Source organism: Streptomyces sp. NBC_00448 (assembly GCF_036014115.1).
Taxonomy (GTDB): domain Bacteria; phylum Actinomycetota; class Actinomycetes; order Streptomycetales; family Streptomycetaceae; genus Actinacidiphila.
This window is the reverse complement of the sequence record NZ_CP107913.1, coordinates 1,841,129-1,863,522: the sequence shown is the minus strand read 5'-3', so window position 1 is coordinate 1,863,522 and position 22,394 is coordinate 1,841,129. Positions and strand designations below refer to the sequence as shown.

At 72.1% G+C, this 22,394-nt stretch carries 18 protein-coding genes; 9 read left to right on the top strand and 9 right to left on the bottom strand.

From position 1 onward, the window contains the following. Positions 1-97: 97 nt before the first annotated feature. Together OG370_RS07840 and OG370_RS07835 are read right to left on the bottom strand one after the other, a co-directional pair. On the bottom strand, positions 98-769 hold the full coding sequence (locus tag OG370_RS07840) for a FadR/GntR family transcriptional regulator (RefSeq protein ID WP_328461975.1): 672 nt from the start codon (positions 767-769) through the stop codon (positions 98-100). Between the two features lie 119 nt (positions 770-888). Then, positions 889-1,683, bottom strand: coding sequence for an AraC family transcriptional regulator (locus tag OG370_RS07835; protein ID WP_328461974.1), 795 nt, complete (start codon positions 1,681-1,683; stop codon positions 889-891). Between the two features lie 79 nt (positions 1,684-1,762). Between OG370_RS07835 and OG370_RS07830 the strand changes: the two genes are divergently transcribed. Both OG370_RS07830 and OG370_RS07825 read left to right on the top strand, forming a co-directional pair. Then, the gene (locus OG370_RS07830) at positions 1,763-2,359 is read left to right on the top strand and encodes a TIGR03086 family metal-binding protein (protein ID WP_328461973.1); all 597 of its coding nucleotides are present in this window, start codon (positions 1,763-1,765) and stop codon (positions 2,357-2,359) included. Then, entirely contained in the window at positions 2,356-3,144 is a 789-nt protein-coding gene (locus OG370_RS07825) for a hypothetical protein (protein ID WP_328461972.1), read from the top strand. The genes OG370_RS07830 and OG370_RS07825 overlap by 4 nt, the downstream gene beginning before the upstream one ends. Before the next feature lie 15 nt (positions 3,145-3,159). Here OG370_RS07825 and OG370_RS07820 read toward each other — a convergent pair whose 3' ends face one another. The 4 genes from OG370_RS07820 to OG370_RS07805 form a co-directional block, all read right to left on the bottom strand. Beyond that, the gene (locus OG370_RS07820) at positions 3,160-4,773 is read right to left on the bottom strand and encodes a glycerol-3-phosphate dehydrogenase/oxidase (protein WP_328461971.1); all 1,614 of its coding nucleotides are present in this window, start codon (positions 4,771-4,773) and stop codon (positions 3,160-3,162) included. Between the two features lie 8 nt (positions 4,774-4,781). After that, positions 4,782-6,296 (bottom strand): glycerol kinase GlpK, encoded by a 1,515-nt coding sequence (gene glpK, locus OG370_RS07815; RefSeq protein ID WP_328473881.1) that lies wholly within the window; start codon positions 6,294-6,296, stop codon positions 4,782-4,784. Between the two features lie 263 nt (positions 6,297-6,559). Next, positions 6,560-7,426 carry an MIP/aquaporin family protein gene (locus OG370_RS07810; protein ID WP_328461970.1) on the bottom strand — a complete coding sequence of 289 codons (867 nt, stop codon included), beginning with the start codon at positions 7,424-7,426 and terminating at the stop codon, positions 6,560-6,562. 196 nt (positions 7,427-7,622) lie between these two features. Next, complete coding sequence (locus OG370_RS07805) at positions 7,623-8,387, bottom strand: IclR family transcriptional regulator (RefSeq protein WP_328461969.1); 765 nt, start codon at positions 8,385-8,387, stop codon at positions 7,623-7,625. 309 nt (positions 8,388-8,696) lie between these two features. Here OG370_RS07805 and metH point away from each other — a divergent pair, with 309 nt between their 5' ends. The 3 genes from metH to OG370_RS07790 all read left to right on the top strand — a co-directional run bounded on the left by metH (position 8,697) and on the right by OG370_RS07790 (position 14,879). Continuing rightward, positions 8,697-12,227 carry a methionine synthase gene (metH, locus tag OG370_RS07800; RefSeq protein ID WP_328461968.1) on the top strand — a complete coding sequence of 1,177 codons (3,531 nt, stop codon included), beginning with the start codon at positions 8,697-8,699 and terminating at the stop codon, positions 12,225-12,227. Positions 12,228-12,368: 141 nt separating this feature from the next. Then, the gene (locus OG370_RS07795; RefSeq protein ID WP_328461967.1) at positions 12,369-13,073 is read left to right on the top strand and encodes an HAD family hydrolase; all 705 of its coding nucleotides are present in this window, start codon (positions 12,369-12,371) and stop codon (positions 13,071-13,073) included. A gap of 210 nt (positions 13,074-13,283) precedes the next feature. Next, positions 13,284-14,879: an ABC transporter substrate-binding protein gene (locus OG370_RS07790; protein ID WP_328461966.1), complete on the top strand. Its 1,596-nt coding sequence runs from the start codon at positions 13,284-13,286 to the stop codon at positions 14,877-14,879. Positions 14,880-15,008: 129 nt separating this feature from the next. Here OG370_RS07790 and OG370_RS07785 read toward each other — a convergent pair whose 3' ends face one another. Continuing rightward, a complete protein-coding gene (locus OG370_RS07785; RefSeq protein WP_328461965.1) occupies positions 15,009-15,680 on the bottom strand; it encodes a response regulator transcription factor in 672 nt (223 codons plus the stop codon). Positions 15,681-15,693: 13 nt separating this feature from the next. Next, positions 15,694-16,740 (bottom strand): RecB family exonuclease, encoded by a 1,047-nt coding sequence (locus tag OG370_RS07780; protein WP_328461964.1) that lies wholly within the window; start codon positions 16,738-16,740, stop codon positions 15,694-15,696. A gap of 133 nt (positions 16,741-16,873) precedes the next feature. Here OG370_RS07780 and OG370_RS07775 point away from each other — a divergent pair, with 133 nt between their 5' ends. From OG370_RS07775 to OG370_RS07765, 3 genes are all read left to right on the top strand, one after another. Continuing rightward, the gene (locus OG370_RS07775) at positions 16,874-18,094 is read left to right on the top strand and encodes a site-2 protease family protein (protein WP_328461963.1); all 1,221 of its coding nucleotides are present in this window, start codon (positions 16,874-16,876) and stop codon (positions 18,092-18,094) included. Positions 18,095-18,235: 141 nt separating this feature from the next. Further along, positions 18,236-19,159, top strand: coding sequence for a tRNA (adenine-N1)-methyltransferase (locus OG370_RS07770; protein ID WP_328461962.1), 924 nt, complete (start codon positions 18,236-18,238; stop codon positions 19,157-19,159). Positions 19,160-19,366: 207 nt separating this feature from the next. Continuing rightward, positions 19,367-19,948, top strand: a complete 582-nt coding sequence (locus OG370_RS07765; protein ID WP_328461961.1) for a hypothetical protein — start codon at positions 19,367-19,369, stop codon at positions 19,946-19,948. 47 nt (positions 19,949-19,995) lie between these two features. Here the strand turns inward: OG370_RS07765 and OG370_RS07760 are convergent, their stop codons facing one another. Next, the gene (locus tag OG370_RS07760) at positions 19,996-20,298 is read right to left on the bottom strand and encodes a ferredoxin (RefSeq protein WP_328461960.1); all 303 of its coding nucleotides are present in this window, start codon (positions 20,296-20,298) and stop codon (positions 19,996-19,998) included. Between the two features lie 251 nt (positions 20,299-20,549). Here OG370_RS07760 and arc point away from each other — a divergent pair, with 251 nt between their 5' ends. Beyond that, complete coding sequence (gene arc / locus OG370_RS07755) at positions 20,550-22,316, top strand: proteasome ATPase (RefSeq protein ID WP_328461959.1); 1,767 nt, start codon at positions 20,550-20,552, stop codon at positions 22,314-22,316. Positions 22,317-22,394 lie beyond the last annotated feature (78 nt).

The following is a 22,394-nucleotide window of genomic DNA, read 5'->3' as shown; positions in this document are numbered from 1 at the left end:
GTTCTCCCCTGGCTTCGCCGGGAGGTGCCCCCACGCGCCCCTGGTGTGGTGCGGCTCCTTCCGCGAAAGGAGCCGCACCACACCAGGGGCACCGTTCTTACAGGGTGGAGCGGAGCCACTGCTCGACGCTGGCGACGTGGACCGTCGCCCAGGACCGCGCCGCCTCGGCGTCGCGGTCGCGCAGCGCCGCAAGGATCGCCCGGTGCTCGTGCAGCGTGCGGCTGACCGCGTCCTCCTGGGTGAGCCCGCGCCAGACCCGGGCACGGGTGGTCGGACCGGAGAGCCCGTCGAGCAGCGAACAGAGCACGGAATTGCCGGAGCCCTGCACGATGCCGCGGTGGAAGTCCAGGTCAGAGGCGACCAGTTGCTCCACGGACGGGGTGGGGCCGAGGGCGTCCAGCTTGCCCTCCAGCGCGTCGAGGGCCTCCGGGGTGATCCGTACCGCCGCCATCGCGGTGGCCGCCGGTTCGAGGATGCGCCGCACCGCGAGGAACTCCAGCACCGTGTCGTCCCGGTGGAAGTCCACCACGAAGCTCAGCGCCTCCAGCAGCAACTGGGGGTCGAGGCTGGTGACGTAGGTGCCGTCGCCCTGGCGCACGTCGAGGATGCGGATCAGCGACAGCGCGCGCACCGCCTCGCGCAGGGAGTTGCGGGACAGGCCCAACTCGGCCGCGAGCTCGCTCTCCTTGGGCAACCGGTCTCCCGGCCGCAGCGCCCCCGAGACGATCATGTCCTTGATCTTCTCGATCGCCTCATCCGTGACCGCCATCCGGGCCCTCCCCAGTTCCACATCTCCTGGCACCACGCCGTGCCAGACCTCCGATGTATCTCCATTATGAGCCACAACCCCGCCGCCGACCTAACGGTCGCCCCCACCAGTTGCGCGGATCACCGCCCGGCGTAGTGCGTCGGCGGTACTCCGGTGGCAGCGGTGAAGTCGCGGATGAAGTGCGACTGGTCCGCGTAACCGAGCTCGGCGGCGAGCGCCGGCCAGTCGAGCCGGGTGCCCTCGTCGGCCCGCGCGGCGGCTTCGTGCAGCCGGGCCCGGCGCAGTACCCACTTCGGCGACGCTCCGACGTATTCGGCGAACAGCCGCTGGAGGCGCCGCACCGGCAGACCCGACTCGCGGGCCACCGCGTCCACCCGCAGGGTGCCGGGGTCGGCGGTGAGGCGCTCCACGAGCGCGCCCGCCCGCGCGACCCGGGGATCGGGCACCGCGGGCAGGAACCCGAGCAGGAAGCGGTCCACCGCCGCGGACATCGCGTCCAGGTCCTCCATCGCCAGCACCTCCCGGCCCAGCGCCTGCGCCTCGGCCCCGAAGTACTCGGCGGCGGGCACCGAGCGGTCCACCAGCTCCGCCACCGGCCCCCGGGCGAACGGCCGGAAGGCCCCCGCCCGGAACCGCACCCCGAACGCCTGCCCCCGTCCGTGCAGCACCCGCCGGTACAGCGCCCGCTGCACCCCGTACACCAGCGGCACCGGCTCCTCGAAGACCAGGTGCACGTTCGGGTGCGCGAGCACGTCCTGCACATGGTCGGGCCGGCCGCGCAGGTCCCAGCGCGGGTTCCAGTAGTACTCGACGTACGGCGCGAGGGCGGCGGCCGGCGGGTGCAGCGGGACCGTGAGGTGGGCCGCGGCCGTCGCCGGACGCAGCACCCCGCGCCCCATCCCGTGCCTGCTCATGGCCCCAGCCTAGGAAGCCGCGGGCCGCCTGTCGCGTTTGTTCAAGACCGGCCGCGCGCCGCGACCTAGCGTCGGAACCATGAACGCCATCGACTCGCACCGCACCCTCCACCCGCAGCTCGCCGACGCCGCCGCCGAGGCCGCCCGGATCACCGCGGCGGTCACGCCCGGGCAGCTCACCGGCCCCACGCCCTGCCCCGAGTTCGACACCCGCGCCCTGGTCAACCACCTCGTCGCGTACACCGGACTCGGCATGGAGCTGCGCGCCCGCCGCGAGCCGCACCCCGACGACCTGGCGACCCGCGACTTCACCGCGGAACCGGAGTGGGCCGCGGCCTACGCGCGGCAGCTCGACCGCGCGGTGGCCGCGTGGGCCGAACCCGCCGCGTGGGAGGGCGAGATCCCGATGGGCGAGGCGGCCATGCCGGCCGACGCCACCGCGCGCATGCTCTTCCTCGAACTCGCCCTGCACGGCTGGGACCTCGCCAGGGCCACCGGCCAGGACTACCGCGCCGACGACGCCACCGTGCGGCTGCTGCGCGACGTGGTCGGGGAGTTCGCCGACATGTACCGCCAGTACAAGGGGTTCGCCGAGCCGGCCACGGCCCGCCCCGGCGCCACCGCGCTGGAAATCGCTGTCGCGGCATCCGGCCGGGACCCATACTGGCGCGCGTGATCCAGTACGAACTGATCGACCGGGTGCGGGCGCTGTGCCGCGCCGACGAGACCATCCGCGCGGCCCTGATGTACGGCTCCTTCGCGGCGGGCGAGGGCGACGCGCACAGCGACGTCGAGTTCTGGCTGTTCCTCGACCCGAAGGCGCGCGCCGCCCTCGACCCCGCGGCCTGGTGCGCCGAGGTCGCCCCGGTCCACCTCGTGCTGCGCAACGAGTTCGGCACCCATGTGGCGCTCTTCCCCGGGCCGGTGCGCGGCGAGTTCCACTTCGCCACCACCGAGGACATCGCGTCGGTGGGGGAGTGGCCGGCCCGGGGCGCGGCGGTCGACGCGATGGTCGTGGTGGACCGGGACGGGGCGCTGACCCCGGTGCTCGCCGCGCTGCCCGAGCAGGCGGAACTGCCCGCCGGGGCCGACGAGATCGCCGACCTGTGCGGGCGGTTCGTGAACTGGATGGTGCTCGCCGCCCACGTCGCCGCCCGCGGCGAGCGGCTGCGCGCCCAGGACGCCCTCGCGCACGCCGCCCGCCACCTGCTGTGGATGGCCCGCCTCGCCGAGCACAGCACCGCGCACTGGCTCACCCCGTCCCGCGCCGCCGAGGCCGAACTGCCGCGCCGTACGGTCGACGCGGTCGCCGCCGGCACCCTCGCCGACCTGTGGCGGGAGGGCCGGGAGCGCTGGCTGGCCCTGCTGGAGCGGATCGGCCACCCGCGCCCCGCCGCCCTCCTGGCGGAACTCGACGCGCTGCTGATCCCCGGGCCCCCGCCCCCGCCCGCCAACGGCTGAACGAGGGCCGCGCGCTCAGTCCCTGCGCGCCCGCAGGATGCGCTCGACCCCTGCTCGTACCTCCGGGGTGTCCAGGCCGCGGATGGTGAGGGTGGTCCGGCGGCGCAGCACGTCGTCCACGTCGTACGCCCACTCGTGGTCGCGGGCGTAGACCACCTGCGCCCAGATCTCCGGGGCGTCCGGGTGGATGCGCGTCGCCAGCGCCGGGTCCTCGTTGGCGAGGCGGGCGATGTCGAAGGCGAGCGAGCCGTAGTGCCCGGCGAGGTGGCCCGCGGTGTCGCCGGCCATCCGCGGGCCGGGCGCGATGCCGTCCACGACCAGCCGGTGCGCGACCGCGCCGGGGCTGGCGAACCCGGGCAGCGGGGCGTGCCTGGGCAGCCGGTCCAGCGGCTCCATGTCGTCGGCGAGCGGGTGCCCGGGCAGTTCCGCGAGCTTCGCCAGCACCGTGCGGCCGATGTGCCGGAAGGTCGTCCACTTGCCGCCCGCGACCGACAGCATGCCGCCGCGGCCCTCGGTGACCACCGTCTCCCGCTTCGCCTTCGCGGTGTCGCCAGGACCGCCGGGCAGCACCCGAAGCCCGGCGAAGGAGTACGTGATCAGGTCCCGGGTGAGCTGCCGGTCCCGGACCGAGAAGGCCGCCTCGTCCAGGATCTGGGCGATGTCGGCCTCGGTGACCGCCACCTCGCCCGGATCACCTTCGTACGCCTCGTCGGTCGTGCCGAGCAGCAGCATGCCCTCCCACGGCAGCGCGAAGGTGATCCGGTACTTGTCGATCGGCGTGGCCAGAGCGGCCCGCCACGGCGAGGTCCGCTTCAGCACCAGGTGGGCGCCCTTGGACAGCCGGATCGACGGGTCCGCGGCCGCGTCCTCCATCCGCCGCAGGTGGTCCACCCACGGGCCGGTCGCGTTGAGCACCAGCCGGGCGTCCACGCCGAACTCGGTGCCGTCGGTGCGGTCGCGCAGATCCGCGCCGGTCACCCGGCCGCGGGTGAAGCGCAGCCCGGTGACCTCGGCGTGGTTGAGGACGGTCGCGCCCGCGCCGACCGCGGCCCGCACCGTCATCAGCGCCATCCGGGCGTCGTTCATCTGCCCGTCCTCGTAGACCGCGACCGCGCGCAGGTCGTCGGTGCGCAGCTCGGGCACGTCGCGGGCGGCCCTGGCCGGGCTGATGACGTGCCCGACGCCGTCGCGGAAGGCGGACAGCGCGGAGTACGCGAACACGCCCGCGCCGAGCTTGGCCGCACCGTGCGGACCGCCCTTGTACACCGGCAGGTAGAAGGTGAGCGGGTTGGCCAGGTGCGGCGCCACGTCGCGGGAGACCGCGCGCCGTTCGACGTGGTTCTCGGCGACCAGCCGCACCGCTCCGGTCTGGAGGTAGCGCAGGCCGCCGTGCAGCAGCTTGGAGGAGGCGGAGGAGGTGGCGCCGGCGAAGTCGCCGGCGTCCACCATCGCCACCCGCAGTCCCGACTGGGCGGCGTGCCAGGCGGTGGTGATGCCGAGGATGCCGCCGCCGATCACCAGCAGGTCGTACGTGGCGTGCCCGAGCAGGTCACGGGTCTGGGCCCGCCCGGGGTTCGCGCCGGCGGTCGGGTGCGTCCCCAGGGCGGGGACGCGTTGCAGGGTGGTCATGGCGTTTCTCAGTGCTCCTCTTCTTCGATCCAGCCCATGGTCCGGGTCACGGCCTTGCGCCAGTTGTGGTACTCGCGGTCCCGGTCGGCGTCGGCCATCCGGGGCGTCCACTCCGCTGCCCGCTTCCAGTTGGCGCGCAGCGCGTCGGTGTCCGGCCAGAAGCCGACCGCGAGGCCGGCGGCGTAGGCCGCGCCCAGGCAGGTGGTCTCGGCGACCATGGGGCGCACCACGGGTGCGGCCAGCACGTCGGCGAGGGTCTGCATGAGCAGGTTGTTGGAGGTCATGCCGCCGTCGACCTTCAGGGCCGCCAGCTCGACGCCGGAGTCCTTGGTCATCGCGTCGGCGATCTCGCGGGTCTGCCAGGCGGTCGCCTCCAGGACGGCGCGGGCGATGTGCGCCTTGGTGACGTAGCGGGTCAGCCCGGCGATCACCCCGCGGGCGTCGTCCTGCCAGTAGGGCGCGAACAGCCCGGAGAAGGCCGGCACGAAGTAGGCACCGCCGTTGTCCTCGACGGTCAGCGCCAGCGTCTCGATCTCGGCCGCCGTGCTGATCAGGCCCATCTGGTCGCGCATCCACTGCACCAGGGCGCCGGTGACCGCGATCGACCCCTCCAGCGCGTAGACCGGGGCGGCGTCGCCGATCCGGTAGCCGACCGTGGTGATCAGGCCGTTGCGGGAGTCGACCGGGGTCTCGCCGGTGTTGAGCAGCATGAACGTGCCGGTGCCGTAGGTGGACTTGGCCTCGCCCGGCGAGAAGCAGGTCTGGCCGAAGAGCGCGGCCTGCTGGTCGCCGAGCGCGGAGGCCACCGGGACGTCCGACAGGCCGCCGATGTCCGCGGTGCCGTAGACCTCGGAGGAGGAGCCGATCCGGGGCAGCACCGCGGCCGGCACGCCGATCGCGTCGAGGATGTCCTGGTCCCAGTCGAGGGTGCGCAGGTCCATCAGCAGCGTGCGGGAGGCGTTGGTGACGTCCGTGACGTGCACGCCGCCGTTCGCTCCGCCGGTGAGGTTCCAGATCACCCAGGAGTCCATGGTGCCGAAGAGGATGTCGCCGGCCTCGGCCCGCTCGCGCAGGCCGTCCACGTGGTCCAGCAGCCAGCGGATCTTGGGGCCGGCGAAGTACGACGCGAGCGGCAGCCCGGTGGTGGCGCGGAACCGGTCCTGGCCGACGTCCCGGCCCAGTTCGCGGCAGAGCGTGTCGGTGCGGGTGTCCTGCCAGACCAGCGCGTTGTGCACCGGCTCGCCGGTGTGCCGGTCCCACAGCAGCGTGGTCTCGCGCTGGTTGGTGATGCCGATCGCCTTGACGTCGGCGGGCTGGAAGCCGGGGATGTCCTGGGTGGCCTTGCGGATGGCGCCGGCCACCACCTCCTGGACGTTGGTCCAGATCTCGGCGGCGTCGTGCTCCACCCAGCCCGGCTTGGGGAAGATCTGCTCGTGTTCCTTCTGGTCGACGGCGACGATCCGGCCGTCCCGGTCGAAGACGATGCAGCGGCTGGACGTGGTGCCCTGGTCGATGGCCGCGATGAACGGCCCGGAGCCGTGGGAGGAGCCGGCGGAGCCGCCGGCGGCCTGAGTGGCGGAGGCGGTGCCGGCGGCGGTGTCGGTGCCGGTCGGGGTGTCGGTCACGGTGAGCTCCTGCTGGGTCTGGCGTCCTGTGCGGGCGGGGCTTGGCGAGGCGGTGGGCGAGGGCCGGCAGCGGTGCGCGGTGCGCGGCGGGTGGTGCGGGTCGGTACGGCGGCGCGGTACGTCCGTACGGCGCGGTCGCACCGTACGGACGCGGGTCCGCGCTACATGAAGGCCAGCCTGTACAGCCCGCCCGCGATCGCGGCGCCGACAAGCGGGCCGACCACCGGAATCCACGCGTATCCCCAGTCCGATCCGCCCTTGTTGGGCAGCGGCAGCAGCGCGTGCACGATCCGCGGGCCGAGGTCGCGCGCCGGGTTGATCGCGTACCCGGTGGGGCCGCCGAGCGACAGGCCGATGCCGACCACGAGCAGCGCGGTGAGCAGGATGCCCGTGCCGTTGAGGGCCAGGCCCTTGGTCATGCCCTGGGTGAGGATGAACAGCACCAGCACCGCGGTGGCGATGATCTCGGTGAGCAGGTTCTGCACCGGATTGCGGATCTCCGGGCCGGTGGAGAAGATGCCGAGCACCGGGCCGCCGGGCTGCGCCTGGTTGCCGGTGGTGGGCCCGGCCGGGTCGGCCTTCGGCGCGGACGCGGTGTCCACCGCGGTCGCGTGCGCGGTGCCGGACGCGTCGCCGGTCTCGCCCTCGGCCGGGGCGGCCGGCGCGCCCACCACCGCGGGGTCGGTCAGATGCGCGTGGAACTGCCCGAGGTAGGCCGCCCAGACCAGCACCGCGCCGATGATCGCACCGCCGAACTCGCCGATCAGGTAGTAGGGCATGGTGCTCCAGTCGCCGGTCTTGATGGCGATGCCCAAGGTGACGGCCGGGTTGAGCTGGCCGCCCGAGTAGCCGTTGGCGATGTAGGCGCCGCCCAGCACCGCGAGGCCCCAGCCGAAGGAGATCGCCACCCAGCCGGCGTCCTTGGCCTTGGATCTCTTGAGCGTCACCGCGGCGCAGACGCCGCCGCCGAGCAGGATGAGAACGGCGGTACCGAAGAGCTCGCCGATGACTATGTGGCCGTTGGACACGTCGACTCCTTTGTCCCAGTCCCTGAGCCGCGATCCGACTTCCGTCCGTTGTTCGACATTGTCGACCGCAGGTCGAAAGTCTCGCCCTCCGTGCTGACCAGGTCAAGAGTGCTGTGACGGAGCAGACGCCCGCCGTGCCGCCAGGAGGGCCGGGCGGGGTGATCGAACACCGCCCCGCGCCCAGGTCGCGGGCGGTTCAGAACCGCCCCGCGCCCAGGTCGCGGGAGACCGCCCGCGCGCAGTCCCGTACCGCCGCGACCAGCCGCGGCCTGATCCCGCTGTCGTCGCAGACCCGCTCCACCGCGCCGGTGATGCCCACCGCGCCGACCGGCATCCGCCGCCGGTCGTGCACCGGCGCGGCGACCGACGCCACGCCGTCCCAGGTCTCCTCCAGGTCCGCGGCCCACCCCCGGGCCCGGGTCAGGTCGAGCACCGCCTCGAAGTCCGCGGCGGACGTCACCGTGCGCCCGGTCAGCGCGGCCCGCTCGCCCTCGGCCGCCTCGCTGTGCGCGACCGGGTCGTACGCCGCCAGCACCTTGCCGAGCGCGGTGCTGTGCAGCGGCTGCATGGCGCCGACCTCCAGCACCTGGCGGCTGTCGTCCGGCCGGAAGACGTGGTGCACGATCAGCACGCCCTGCTGGTGCAGCACCCCCAGGTACGCGGCCTCGCCGCTCGACCTGGCCAGGTCGTCGGTCCACACCAGGGCGCGGGCCCGCAGCTCGTGCACGTCCAGGAAGCTGTTGCCCAGCCGCAGCAGCTCCGCGCCGAGCTGGTACTTCCCCGACACCGGCTCCTGCTCGACGAAGCCCTCCTGCTGGAGGGTGCGCAGGATGCCGTGCGCGGTGCCCTTGGCCAGGCCGAGCGAGGACGCCACGTCCGACAGCCCCAGCCGCCGCTCACCGCCCGCCAGCAGCCGCAGGATCGCCGCGGCGCGTTCCAGTGACTGGATGGGACCTGGCATGGCGGGCGCTCCAAGAAGTACGGGACGGTGCGGGTCGCCGACCGGTGCTCGCCGGCGGCCGGATGCGGCCGGGGCGGGCACGGTCGACGATGCTCCGGGTCGACAATGTCGACCTTCATCATTCTTCATCATGGCAGAGCGGGGTGGGCACCTCACCAGCGCCACCCGTCCGCTCCCTGGAATCGGCCGAGCCGTTCCGGCCGCGCCCGCTACCCTGGCGGAGTGCGTGCCGTGCAGGCGCGGCCTTTCCCGGGCCGGCCCGCGCGGCCAGCGCATAGCCGACAGCCGTCGCACTCCAGGGAGCAGTCCATGGCTTTGCCGTCCCCCTCGTCCAGCCACTCCTCGTCCGCGTACGACGCGGCCCGGGTCACCGCCTTCCGTGAGGCGCTGGCCTCCCGCATCGTCGTCGCCGACGGCGCGATGGGCACGATGCTCCAGGCGCAGGACCCGACGCTGGACGACTTCCAGCAGCTCGAAGGCTGCAACGAGATCCTCAACGTCACCCGCCCGGACATCGTCCGCTCCGTCCACGAGGCGTACTTCGAGGCCGGGGTCGACTGCGTCGAGACCAACACCTTCGGCGCCAACCACTCGGCGATGACCGAGTACGACATCCCCGAGCGGATCGAGGAGCTGTCCGAGGCCGGCGCCCGGCTGGCCCGCGAGGTCGCCGACGGCTTCGCAGCCGACGGCCGCCGCCGCTTCGTGCTCGGCTCGATCGGCCCCGGCACCAAGCTGCCCACCCTCGGCCACACCGACTACGCCACCCTGCGCGACGGCTACCAGGCCAACGCGGCCGGCCTGATCGCCGGCGGCGCCGACGCGCTGGTCGTGGAGACCATGCAGGACCTGCTCCAGGTCAAGGCCGCGCTGGTCGGCTCGCGCCGCGCGATGGCCGCCGCCGGCGCGAACGTCCCGCTGATCTGCTCGGTGGCCGTCGAGACCACCGGCACCATGCTGCTCGGCTCCGAGATCGGTGCCGCCCTGACCGCGCTCGAACCGCTCGGCATCGACCTGATCGGCCTGAACTGCTCCACCGGGCCGGCCGAGATGAGCGAGCACCTGCGCTACCTCGCCCGCCACTCCCGCATCCCGCTGACCTGCATGCCCAACGCGGGCCTGCCGGTGCTGACCAAGGACGGCGCGCACTACCCGCTGTCCCCGTCCGAACTCGCCGACGCGCACGAGACGTTCGCCCGCGAGTACGGCCTGTCCCTGGTCGGCGGCTGCTGCGGCACCACCCCCGAGCACCTGCGCCAGCTGGTGGACCGGATCGGCGGCCACGACATCGCGCCGCGCGACCCGCGTCCCGAGCCGGGCGCCGCCTCCCTCTACCAGACCGTGCCGTTCCGCCAGGACACCTCGTACCTGGCGATCGGCGAGCGGACCAACGCCAACGGCTCCAAGAAGTTCCGCGAGGCGATGCTGGAGGGCCGCTGGGAGGACTGCGTGGAGATGGCCCGCGACCAGATCCGCGAGGGCGCCCACCTGCTCGACCTGTGCGTGGACTACGTCGGCCGGGACGGCGTCGCCGACATGGCCGAGATCGCCGGCCGGTTCGCCACCGCCTCCACCCTGCCGATCGTGCTGGACTCCACCGAGGTGGACGTGCTGCGGGCCGGGCTGGAGAAGCTCGGCGGCCGCGCGGTGCTCAACTCGGTCAACTACGAGGACGGCGACGGCCCCGAGTCCCGCTTCGCCCGCGTCACCGCGCTCGCCGCCGAGCACGGTGCCGCCCTGATCGCGCTGACCATCGACGAGGAGGGGCAGGCGCGTACCGTCGAGAAGAAGGTCGAGATCGCCGAGCGGCTGATCGACGACCTCACCGGCAACTGGGGCATCCGCGAGTCCGACATCCTCATCGACTGCCTGACCTTCACCATCTGCACCGGCCAGGAGGAGTCCCGCAAGGACGGCATCGCCACCATCGAGGCGATCCGCGAACTCAAGCGCCGCCACCCCGACGTGCAGACCACGCTCGGCCTGTCCAACATCTCCTTCGGCCTCAACCCGGCCGCCCGTACCGCGCTGAACTCGGTCTTCCTCGACGAGTGCGTCAAGGCCGGGCTCGACTCCGCGATCGTGCACGCCGCCAAGATCCTGCCGATCGCCCGCATCCCCGAGGAGCAGCGCCAGGCCGCGTACGACCTGGTCTACGACAAGCGCGCCGAAGGGTACGACCCGCTGCAGAAGCTGATGGAGCTCTTCGAGGGCGTCGACTCCAAGTCGCTGAAGGCCGGCCGCGCCGAGGAGCTGATGGCGCTGCCGCTGGACGAGCGACTGCAGCGCCGGATCATCGACGGCGAGAAGAACGGCCTGTCCGCGGACCTGGACGAGGCACTGGCCGAGCGCTCCGCCCTGGACATCGTCAACGACACGCTGCTGGCCGGCATGAAGGTGGTCGGCGAGCTGTTCGGCTCCGGCCAGATGCAGCTGCCGTTCGTGCTCCAGTCCGCCGAGGTGATGAAGACCGCGGTCGCCTACCTGGAACCGCACATGGAGAAGGTTGCCGACGGCGAGGATGCCGGCAAGGGCACGATCGTGCTGGCCACCGTCCGCGGCGACGTGCACGACATCGGCAAGAACCTGGTCGACATCATCCTGTCCAACAACGGCTACAACGTGGTCAACCTGGGCATCAAGCAGCCGGTCTCCTCGATCCTGGAGGCAGCCCAGGAGAACCGCGCCGACGTGATCGGGATGTCCGGGCTGCTGGTGAAGTCCACCGTGATCATGAAGGAGAACCTGGAGGAGCTCAACCAGCGCGGCCTGTCGGCGAAGTACCCGGTGATCCTCGGCGGCGCCGCCCTCACCCGCGCCTACGTCGAGCAGGACCTGCACGAGATCTACGCCGGCGAGGTCCGCTACGCCCGCGACGCCTTCGAGGGGCTGCGGCTGATGGACGCGCTGATCGGCGTCAAGCGCGGGGTGCCCGGCGCGGCGCTGCCGGAGCTGAAGGCCCGCCGGGTGCCCAAGCGGGAGCAGCCCGAGCAGCCCGAAGAGCCCAACCTGGGCCAGGTCCGCTCCGACGTCGCCGTCGACAACCCGGTGCCGGCCCCGCCGTTCTGGGGCAGCCGGGTGGTCAAGGGCATCCAGCTCGCCGACTACTCCTCCTGGCTGGACGAGGGCGCCCTCTTCAAGGGCCAGTGGGGTCTGAAGCAGTCCCGCGCGGACGGCCCGAGCTACGAGGAACTGGTCGAGTCCGAGGGCCGCCCCCGGCTGCGCGGCCTGCTCACCAGACTCCAGTCCGAGCACCTGCTGGAGGCGGCCGTCACCTACGGCTACTTCCCGTGCGTCTCCAAGGGCGACGACCTGATCGTGCTGCACGAGGACGGCACCGAGCGCACCCGCTTCACCTTCCCGCGCCAGCGGCGCGGCCGGCGGCTGTGCCTGGCCGACTTCTTCCGCCCCGAGGACTCCGGCGAGACCGACGTGGTCGGCTTCCAGGTGGTCACCGTCGGCAACCGCGTCTCCGAGGCCGCCAACGAGCTGTTCGCCGCCGACTCCTACCGCGACTACCTGGAGCTGCACGGCCTGTCCGTGCAACTCGCCGAGGCGCTCGCCGAGTACTGGCACGCCCGGGTCAGGGCCGAACTCGGCTACGCCGGCGAGGACCCCTCCGCCGTCACCGACATGTTCGACCTGAAGTACCGCGGCGCCCGCTTCTCGCTGGGCTACGGCGCCTGCCCCGACCTGGAGGACCGGGCGAAGATCGCCGACCTGCTGGAGCCGGAGCGGATCGGCGTCAAGCTCTCCGAGGAGTTCCAGCTCCACCCCGAGCAGTCCACCGACGCGATCATCATCCACCACCCCGAGGCGAAGTACTTCAACGCCCGCTGACCAGCGGTTCATCTGTCGTTCAGCGGTCCGCAACGGCCCGACGTACACTGGTGGGTCCGGCAAAGGCCGGTCGCCTCCCCGCGCTGTCAGCGGGGTGCGGCGACCGGCCTCTGTGTCCCCCAGAACCGAGGAGTGGGGCCTATGACGAGCAGCATCCCGGTCGCCGACACCCGTGCGGCGAAGGGGCCCGGCGGGCCCTGGGCCGTGCTCCTGGACCTGGACGGCACCCTGGTGGACACCGAGGGCCTGTGGTGGGCGGCCGAGTCCGAGGTCTTCGCGGACCTCGGCCACGTGCTGGACGAGGCGCACCGCGCGGTGGTGGTCGGGGGCCCGATGGCCCGCAGCGTGGGCCACCTGATCGACGTCACCGGCACCACCGCTCCGGCGGCCGAGCTGATGACCGCCATCAACAGCCGCTTCGAGCACCTGGTCGCCCAGGGCGCGCCGCTGATGCCCGGTGCCCGCCGGCTGCTGACCGACCTGGTCGCGCACGCCGTGCCCACCGCGCTGGTGTCCGCGTCGCACCGCCGCACCATCGACGTCATGCTGCGCTCGCTCGGCCCCGAGCACTTCGCCTTCACCCTGGCCGGCGACGAGATCGGCCGCACCAAGCCGCACCCGGACCCGTATCTGGCCGCCGCCGCCCGGCTCGGTACCGACCCCGCGCACTGCGTGGTCGTCGAGGACACCCTCACCGGCGTCGCGTCCGCGGAGGCGGCCGGCTGCCGGGTGGTCGCGGTGCCGTCGGTGGTGCCGATCCCGCCCGCGCCGGGACGGACCGTCGTCCGGTCGCTGGAGGACCTCAACGTCCCTTTTCTGCGCTCCTTGCGCACGTCCCTTCACTGAGTGTGCCGCCGGGGCGGTTCCGCTCGTCGGGACCGCCAACTTTGGCCACCCGTTGGTGCTGATCACCGGCAACCTCGGTATCGTCGCCCCAGCGTGCCCCGCGCTGCCTCCAGCCCGTACACCTGCGATCCGGGTGCGCGGGCGGCCTTGTTGGGCCTTATGGGCGCGTCACGAGCCCCCGGCACATGCGCAAGAGGAGAACGACCAACGATGAACCGCAAGCTTCTGGTGCTGCCGGCCCTGCTCGGCGCGTTGGCACCCGCGATCACCGGGTGCGGCAGTTCCGGCGGCAGCGGCGGCAGTGGCAAACCCATCGTCGTCGGTACCACCGACAGCATCGAGCTGACCAAGGACAACCCGGCGCCGCTCGACCCGGCGACGTCGTACGACAGCGCGACCTGGAACGTGTTCTACAACACCTTCCAGATGCTGCTGACCTACCAGCGCGGCAGCACCACGCCTACCCCCGACGCCGCCAAGGAGTGCCACTACGCGGGCACTTCGGGTCTGACGTACCAGTGCACGATGCGGGACGGCGAGAAGTTCTCCACCGGCCGTTCCCTCACCTCCACCGACGTGAAGTTCTCCGTCGACCGGATGCAGAAGATCCACTGGTCCGACGGCCCGTCGTCGCTGATATCCGACGTCAAGAGCGTGGACGCGCCCGACCCGCAGACGGTGGTCTTCCACCTCAAGCATCCCGACGCGACGTTCCCGGCGAAGCTCGCCACCCCGGCCGCCGCGATCGTGGACAGCACGGTCTACCCGGCGAAGAAGCCGTACACCGGCTGGCGGCTGGTCGGCTCCGGCCCGTACAAGCTGGACTCCTGGACCGCGGGCAAGCAGGCGGTGTTCTCCAAGAACGCGCACTACGACGGCACGCTGAAGATGCACAACAGCGCCGTCACCCTCAAGATGTTCGCGGACTCCAACAAGATGGAGGACGCGATCAAGTCCGGCCAGCTGGACGTGATGAGCCGGCAGCTGTCGCCGGACCAGATCCAGGCTCTGCAGAGCAACCCGGACCCGGACTTCAAGCTCACCCAGTCCTCCGGCGGCGAGGCCCGCTACCTCTTCCTCAACACCGACGCGCCGTCGCTGAAGAAGGTCGCGGTCCGCCAGGCGATGGCCCAGATCATCGACCGGCAGGCGATCACCCGCGACGTCTACCAGCGCACCGCGGTGCCGCTGTACTCGGTGGTCCCGCAGGGCATCACCACGCACGTCAACTCGTTCTACGACACCTACGGCGAGCCGAGCGTCAAGAACGCGCAGAAGACGCTCACGGACGCCGGCATCACCAGCAAGGTGCCGCTGACCATCAACTTCCGCCGCGACAACGGCGGCACCATGAACAAGGCCGAGGCCGAGGCGATCGCGAAGCAGCTCGACGCGTCCGGGCTCTTCGACGTCCACGTCGAGGCCGAGCAGTGGAACGCCTTCCTGAAGGCCGCCGGTGAGGGCAAGTACCAGGTCTTCGCGCTGAGCTGGCTGCCGGACTTCCCGGACCCGGACAACTACATCGCCCCGTTCTTCGACAAGGAGACGTTCATCCCGCTGCCCTACAACCTGACGGAGATCCGGAACACGATCCTGCCGGAGACCCGCAGCCAGGCCCAGCGCAGCGCCACCACCGACGCGTTCGGCGCGGCGCAGAAGCTGGTCGCGGAGCAGGTGCCGATGCTCCCGCTGTGGCAGGCGAACCAGTACATCGCCGCCCGCGACGACATCACCGGCGCGGAGTGGGCGCTCAACGCCTCGACCACCACGCAGTTCTGGGAGCTGGGCCGCGGCGCCTCCGGCTGACCGCGCACCCGCCCCACGGCGAACGCCCCCGCGACGAGCCCGGAAGGGCCGCGCGGGGGCGTACGCGCGTGCGGGTGGCCGCCCGCGGGTGTACGGGGGACCCGGGCGCGCCCGGGTCGGGGCATCGGCTCAGCTCGCGCCGGGGCGCACCAGGCCGCTCTCGTACGCGTACACCGCCGCCTGCACCCGGTCGCGCAGGCCCAGCTTGGTGAGCACATGGCCGACGTGGGTCTTCACCGTGGTCTCGCTGACGAACAGCTCCGCGGCGATCTCCGCGTTCGACAGGCCGCGGGCGACCAGCTTGAGCACCTCGACCTCGCGCTCGGTCAGCGCGTGCAGCGGCTGCGGCACCGACTCCTCGCCCGACGGCAGCCGGCCGGCATACTTGTCCAGCAGCCGCCGGGTGATGCTCGGCGCGAGCATCGCCTCGCCGGCGGCCACCACCCGGATCGCCTGCACCAGTTCAGCGGCCGGTGCGTCCTTGAGCAGGAAGCCGCTGGCCCCGGCGCGCAGCGCCTCCACCACGTACTCGTCCAGGTCGAAGGTGGTCAGCACCAGCACCTTCGCCGGGCCCGACCGGTCCGGGCCGGTGATCTGCCGGGTCGCCTCGACGCCGTCCATCCGGGGCATGCGGATGTCCATCAGCACCACGTCGGGCTGCAACGCCCGCACCTGGTCCAGCGCCTGCTGGCCGTCACCCGCCTCACCGACCACGGCCAGGTCCGGCTCGGCCTCCAGGATCATCCGGAAGCCGGTGCGCAACAGGGGCTGGTCGTCCACCAACAGGACGCGGATCGCCACGAGTACTCCTTCGCTAGACCGGACCATTCTCGCCCACGGCGGGCCCGGTCCCGGCGATGCGCGCCAGCGGGTACGGCGGGGGAGTCCCGCCGAACTCCGGGCACAGCGCCTGGTGGTCGCACCAGCCGCACAGCGGGGTGCGCCGCGGCCGCCAGTCACCGCTGGCCGTCGCCTCCTGGATCGCCTCCCACAGCGACAGCAACCGCCGCTCGGTGCGCAGCAGGTCGGCCTCCGACGGGTCGTAGGTCCGTACGTCGCCGCTGCCGAGGTAGACCAGCTGGAGCCGGCGCGGCACCACCCCGCGCAGCCGCCACAGCACCAGGGCGTAGAAGCGCATCTGGAAGAGCGGCTCGTCGGCGTACTCGGGGCGGGGGGCCTTGCCGGTCTTGTAGTCCACCACCCGCAGGTCCCCGGTGGCCGGCGCCACGTCCAGCCGGTCGACGTAACCGCGCAGGGTCAGGCCGGACTCCAGCACCGTCTCCACGTACAGCTCGCGCTCGGCGGGCTCCAGGCGGGTCGGGTCCTCCAGGGTGAACCAGCGCTCCACCAGCCGCTCGGCGCTCTCCAGCCAGGCCGACAGCGCCGCCGCGTCGAGCGCGCCCTCGGCCGCGGTGAACAGCCCGGCCAGCTCGGGGCGGGCCGCCAGCAGCCGCTGCCACTCGCCGGGCACCATCGCCCGGGCCCGCTCGGGTGTGCGCTCCACCGCCGGGGCGTCGAACAGCCGCTCCAGCACCGCGTGGACGACGGTGCCGCGGGTCGCCGCCTCGCTCGGCTTCTCCGGCAGCCGGTCGATCACCCGCAGCCGGTACAGCAGCGGGCAGCGCATGAAGTCCGCGGCCCGCGACGGCGAGAGCGACACCGGCGGGCGCGGCGGCAGGCCACCGCGAGGCCCGCTTTCCGGGGGCACCGGCCCGCTGTCCGGCCCGCTCGGCCCGGCCTCCGGGGAGGTCCGCCCGGGCGGGACCAGCCCGGCCGCGAGGTCGGGCGGCGCGCCCTCGGGCGGGACGGGGCCGGGTGACGCGCTGTCGGGAGTTCGGGTGCTGTCGGCGGGGGTCCCCATGGCAGACGACCTTACGGCCTGGCACCGACACGGACACGCGCCGGTGTGCGCCGATCGGCTGGGCAATATCATGGGGGCGATGCCCCTCGTGCCGCATGATCGGCACGGGGGTCTGTTTTCAGAAGGGGAACCAGTGAGCGAGAGCGGCCGTCCGCCGTCCCAGAACACCCGCACCCCGGGCCGAGGTGGCGACGACGGCACCGACAAGCAGCCGAGGGAGCCCGGCGGCGGCATCCTGATGGGCCGGTTCCTCGGCGTCCCGATCTACGTCGCCCCGAGCTGGTTCCTGGTCGCCGCCCTGATCACCTGGGTCTTCGGCGGGCAGCTCGACACCGTGCTGCCCGAACTCGGCCGGGTCCGCTACCTCGTGTCGCTCTTCTTCGCGGTCGCCTTCTACGCCTCGGTGCTGGTGCACGAACTGGCCCACACCGTGGCCGCGATCCGCTTCGACCTGCCGGTGCGCCGCATCCAGCTCCAGTTCTTCGGCGGCGTCTCCGAGATCGAGAAGGACTCCGACACCCCTGGCCGCGAGTTCATACTCGCCTTCGTCGGGCCGCTGCTGTCGCTGGTGCTCGCCGGTGTCTTCTTCGGCGGGATGCAGCTCGTCGAGCGCGGCACCGTGCCCGGGGTGCTGCTCGCCGGGCTGATGATCAGCAACCTGATCGTGGCGATCTTCAACTTCCTGCCTGGGCTGCCGCTGGACGGCGGCCGCATGCTGCGGGCCGTGGTCTGGAAGTTCAGCGGCAACCCCATGAAGGGCACCGTCGCCGCCGCCTGGGCCGGCCGGGTGCTGGCCCTGGCCGTCCTGATCGGGCTGCCGATGCTCTCCTACGCCCGGGGCAACGGCGAGAGCGGCGCGGACTCCCTCACCGACGCGCTGCTCGCCGCGGTCCTCGCCGCGATCATGTGGACCGGCGCCGGCAACGGGCTGCGGATGGCCCGGCTGCGCGAGCGCCTGCCGGACCTGCGGGCCCGTACGCTCACCCGGCGGGCGGTCCCGGTCTCCTCCGACACCCCGCTGTCCGAGGCGCTGCGCCGCGCCAACGAGGCAGGCGCCCGCGCCCTGGTGGTGGTGGACGGCAAGGGCGACCCGACCGCGCTCGTCCGGGAGTCGGCGATCATCTCGGTGCCCGAGCACCGGCGCCCCTGGGTCGCGGTCAGCGGCCTGTCCAACGACCTGCGGCCCGGGATGCGGGTCTCCGCCGACCTCACCGGCGAGGAACTCCTCGACACCCTGCGGGCCAACCCCTCCACCGAGTACCTCGTGGTCGAGCCCACCGGAGAGATCTACGGCGTGCTGTCCACCGCCGACGTGGAACGCGCCTTCGTGGCCGCCATGTCCCGGGCGGCCTGAGCCGGGCGGCTCGACCCGAGCTGCTTGACCCGCACGGCTCGACCCGAGCCGCTTGACCCGCGCGGCCTGATCGGCCGCCCGGTTCGCCGGCGGGCCCCGGGCCCGTCCGGAGCGGCCCCGGTCAGCGACTAGGGTGGTCCCATGTCCGAACCGACTGGTGCAGCCCGCAGGCGCGGGCCTTTCAGAGTCGGGGACCAGGTCCAGCTCACCGACCCCAAGGGACGCCACTACACGTTCACGCTCGAAGCCGGAAAGCAGTTCCACACCCACAAGGGCGCTTTCCCGCACGACGAGCTGATCGGTGCCCCCGAGGGCAGTGTGGTGCGGACCACGGGAAACGTCGCCTACCTCGCGCTGCGCCCCCTGCTCCCCGACTACGTCCTGTCCATGCCCCGCGGCGCCGCCGTGGTCTACCCCAAGGACGCGGGGCAGATCCTGGCGATGGCCGACATCTTCCCCGGGGCCCGGGTGGTCGAGGCAGGCGTCGGCTCCGGCTCGCTGAGCAGCTTCCTGCTCCGCGCGATCGGCGACCACGGCATGCTGCACAGCTACGAACGCCGGGCGGACTTCGCCGAGATCGCCACCCAGAACGTCGAGCGCTACTTCGGCGGGCCGCACCCGGCCTGGCAGCTCACCGTCGGCGACCTCCAGGACCACCTCTCCGACACCGACGTCGACCGGGTCATCCTCGACATGCTCGCGCCCTGGGAGTGCCTGGAGCCCGTCGCCAAGGCGCTGGTGCCCGGCGGCATCCTGTGCGCCTACGTGGCCACCACCACCCAGCTCGCCCGCACCGTGGAGGCGATCCGCGAGCACGGCACGTTCAACGAGCCGGCCGCCTGGGAGTCGATGGTGCGCACCTGGCACGTCGAGGGACTCGCGGTGCGCCCGGACCACCGGATGATCGGCCACACCGGCTTCCTGCTCACCGCCCGCCGCCTCGCCGACGGCGTCGAGCCGCCGCTGCGCCGCCGCCGCCCCGCCAAGGGCGCCTACGGCGAGGACTACACCGGGCCGGGCAGCGGCAGTGGCGGCGGGAACGGCACAGCCGAAGCCGAGAGCTGAGGTCCGTTTTCGGCCAACTTCACCGCGCCGCCGCTGGTTTGTCCTTCCGGACACCGGCGGCGGCGCGCCACGTTTCCGGCCGCCCCGGCTCGCGCCCCACGGGAACCCCCACCGGATCGCCCCGGCACCCCGCCGTTCCGCGCCGATGTGACGTGTGGCACCATGCTGGCCACCCCCGCAGACCAGAACCCCCCAGGAGTCAGGCGAGTGCAGCCCTCCGCAGGTCCGGCCCTCCCGCACACGCACAGCCGCGCCGTGCACTGGATCACCACCGCCGCGGCCCTGGGCGCCCTGGTCGCGGCCGTGGCCGTGGTGCAGCCCGCCGACGCCAGCCCCAAGGCCGACGCCAGACCGCCGGCGCCGTCCGGGCCGCCGGTGCCCGCCCCCGACCCGCACGCCGCGACCTACCCGCTGACCTGCGCCCCCGGCGCCAAGGCCGAGGTGATCTCGCAGGTCAGCGCCGACTTCGACGGCGACGGGCGCCCCGAGACCGCCGTGGTGGTCCGCTGCCACTCCGACACCGGCACCCCGCCCAGCGGCGTGTACGTCCTGTCCGCGCCCGCCCACCCGGGCGGCGCCCCCACGATCGCGGTCACGCTGGTCAACCCCAAGGACGACCGGCAGATCTCCGACTTCCGGCTCGACGGCGACAGCGTCAAGGCCACCGTGCTCGGCTTCTCCAGCGACGACACCCCGCGCTGCTGCCCCGACCTGAAGCGCACCTACACCTGGGAGTGGCGCGACGGCCGCTACGTGGCGCTGCCCGGCCCGGCCTCCAACGCCATCTGACGGCGCCCTGGCCCACCGGCCGGCCCCGCCCGGGGCCGGCCCCCCGCTCAGTCCGCCGCCGGGCCGTACACCTCGACCTGGTCGGCGGCCCGCCGCACGTGGATGCACTCGCCCGGGCACTCCTTGGCCGAGTCCACGACATCCGTCAGCAGCGGCAGCGGTACGGGTACGGTGGCACCAGGGGACTGGAGCAGCTCGTCGTCCGAACCCTTGACGTACGCCAGGCCGTCGATGTCCAACTCGAAAACCTCGGGCGCGTACTGGACGCAGATCCCGTCGCCCGTACACAGGTCCTGGTCGATCCAGACCTCAAGCGCCTCGGCTGTGCCCTGGCCCTGGCTGTCGCTCACGGAACCCATCCCTGCCGTTCGTCGTTCGGGAATCATCGGGGAAGCAACAGCCCTCGGCGGCTGTTGACCGAAACGACGATACAACCGGCGGCTTTCGGATGGAGATCGGCGGGTATCTCAGTGGCGAAGGGACGTGCGCAAGGGTGAAGATCGGACACACCGCGATCGTCTTTGTGATCTAGGGGTTTCAACCCCTACCAGCCCAGGTAGGGTCTGGGAACGTCCAGCTCCCCTTGGAGGAGGTGAGGACCGTGGCGGCCCACGACGACGAATTCAACCGTGGCGGCCGACCCGCTCGTGGTTCGGAAGACCCCATGAGCCAGGTCGCCTTTCTTGAGCAGGAGATCGCCGTCCTGCGACGCAAGCTCGCCGACTCTCCGCGGCACACGAGGATTCTCGAGGAGAGGATCGTCGAGCTGCAGACCAACCTGGCCGGCGTCTCCGCACAGAACGAACGGCTTGCGAACACGCTCCGCGAGGCCCGCGACCAGATCGTGGCCCTCAAGGAGGAGGTCGACCGGCTCGCGCAGCCGCCGGCCGGCTTCGGAGTGTTCCTCCAGGCCAACGAGGACGGCACCGCCGACATCTTCACCGGCGGCCGCAAACTGCGGGTCAACGTCAGCCCGTCCGTCGAACTCGACGACGTCAAGCGCGGCCAGGAGCTGATGCTCAACGAGGCGCTGAACGTGGTCGAGGCGATGGAGTTCGAGCTGGTCGGCGACATCGTCACGCTCAAGGAGATCCTTGAGGACGGCGAGCGCGCCCTGGTGATCGGGCACACCGACGAGGAGCGTGTGGTCCGGCTCGCCGAGCCGCTGCTCGACGGCACCCTGCGCACCGGCGACGCGCTGCTGCTCGAACCCCGCTCGGGATACGTCTACGAACGCGTGCCCAAGAGCGAGGTCGAGGAGCTGGTCCTCGAAGAGGTCCCCGACATCGACTACCGGCAGATCGGCGGCCTCGGCAACCAGATCGAGCAGATCCGCGACGCGGTCGAACTGCCCTACCTGCACGCCGACCTCTTCAAGGAGTACGAACTCCGTCCGCCCAAGGGTGTGCTGCTGTACGGCCCGCCCGGCTGCGGCAAGACGCTCATCGCCAAGGCGGTCGCCAACTCGCTGGCCAAGAAGGTCGCCGAGGTCACCGGCCAGCCGCAGGGCAAGAGCTACTTCCTGAACATCAAGGGTCCCGAGCTGCTCAACAAGTACGTGGGCGAGACCGAGCGGCAGATCCGCCTGGTCTTCCAGCGGGCCCGGGAGAAGGCGTCCGAGGGCACCCCCGTCATCGTCTTCTTCGACGAGATGGAGTCCCTCTTCCGCACCCGCGGCTCCGGTGTCAGCTCCGACGTGGAGAACACCATCGTCCCCCAGCTCCTCGCCGAGATCGACGGCGTCGAGGGCCTGGAGAACGTCATCGTGATCGGCGCCTCCAACCGCGAGGACATGATCGACCCCGCCATCCTGCGGCCCGGCCGCCTGGATGTGAAGATCAAGATCGAGCGTCCGGACGCCGAGGCGGCCAAGGACATCTTCACCAAGTACCTCCTCGACACCCTCCCGCTGCACTCCGACGACCTGGCCGAGCACGGCCAGTCCCCGGCCGGCACCGTGGACGCCATGATCCAGTCGGTGGTCGAGCGGATGTACTCCGAGACCGAGGAGAACCGCTTCCTGGAGGTCACCTATGCCAACGGTGACAAGGAGGTCCTGTACTTCAAGGACTTCAACTCCGGGGCGATGATCCAGAACATCGTGGACCGTGCGAAGAAGATGGCCATCAAGGACTTCCTCGACCACGACCAGCGCGGGCTCCGCGTCAACCACCTGCTCGCCGCCTGTGTCGACGAGTTCAAGGAGAACGAGGACCTGCCGAACACCACCAACCCCGACGACTGGGCGCGGATCTCCGGTAAGAAGGGCGAGCGGATCGTCTTCATCCGCACCCTGGTGACCGGAAAGCAGGGGGCGGACACCGGACGCTCCATCGACACCGTGGCGAACACCGGACAGTATCTGTAGGCACTACCCTCCGGCTGCGGGTCCCGACCAGCGGGTACCCGCAGCCGGTGTGTTTTCGGCTCGGATGGGCCGGAGCAG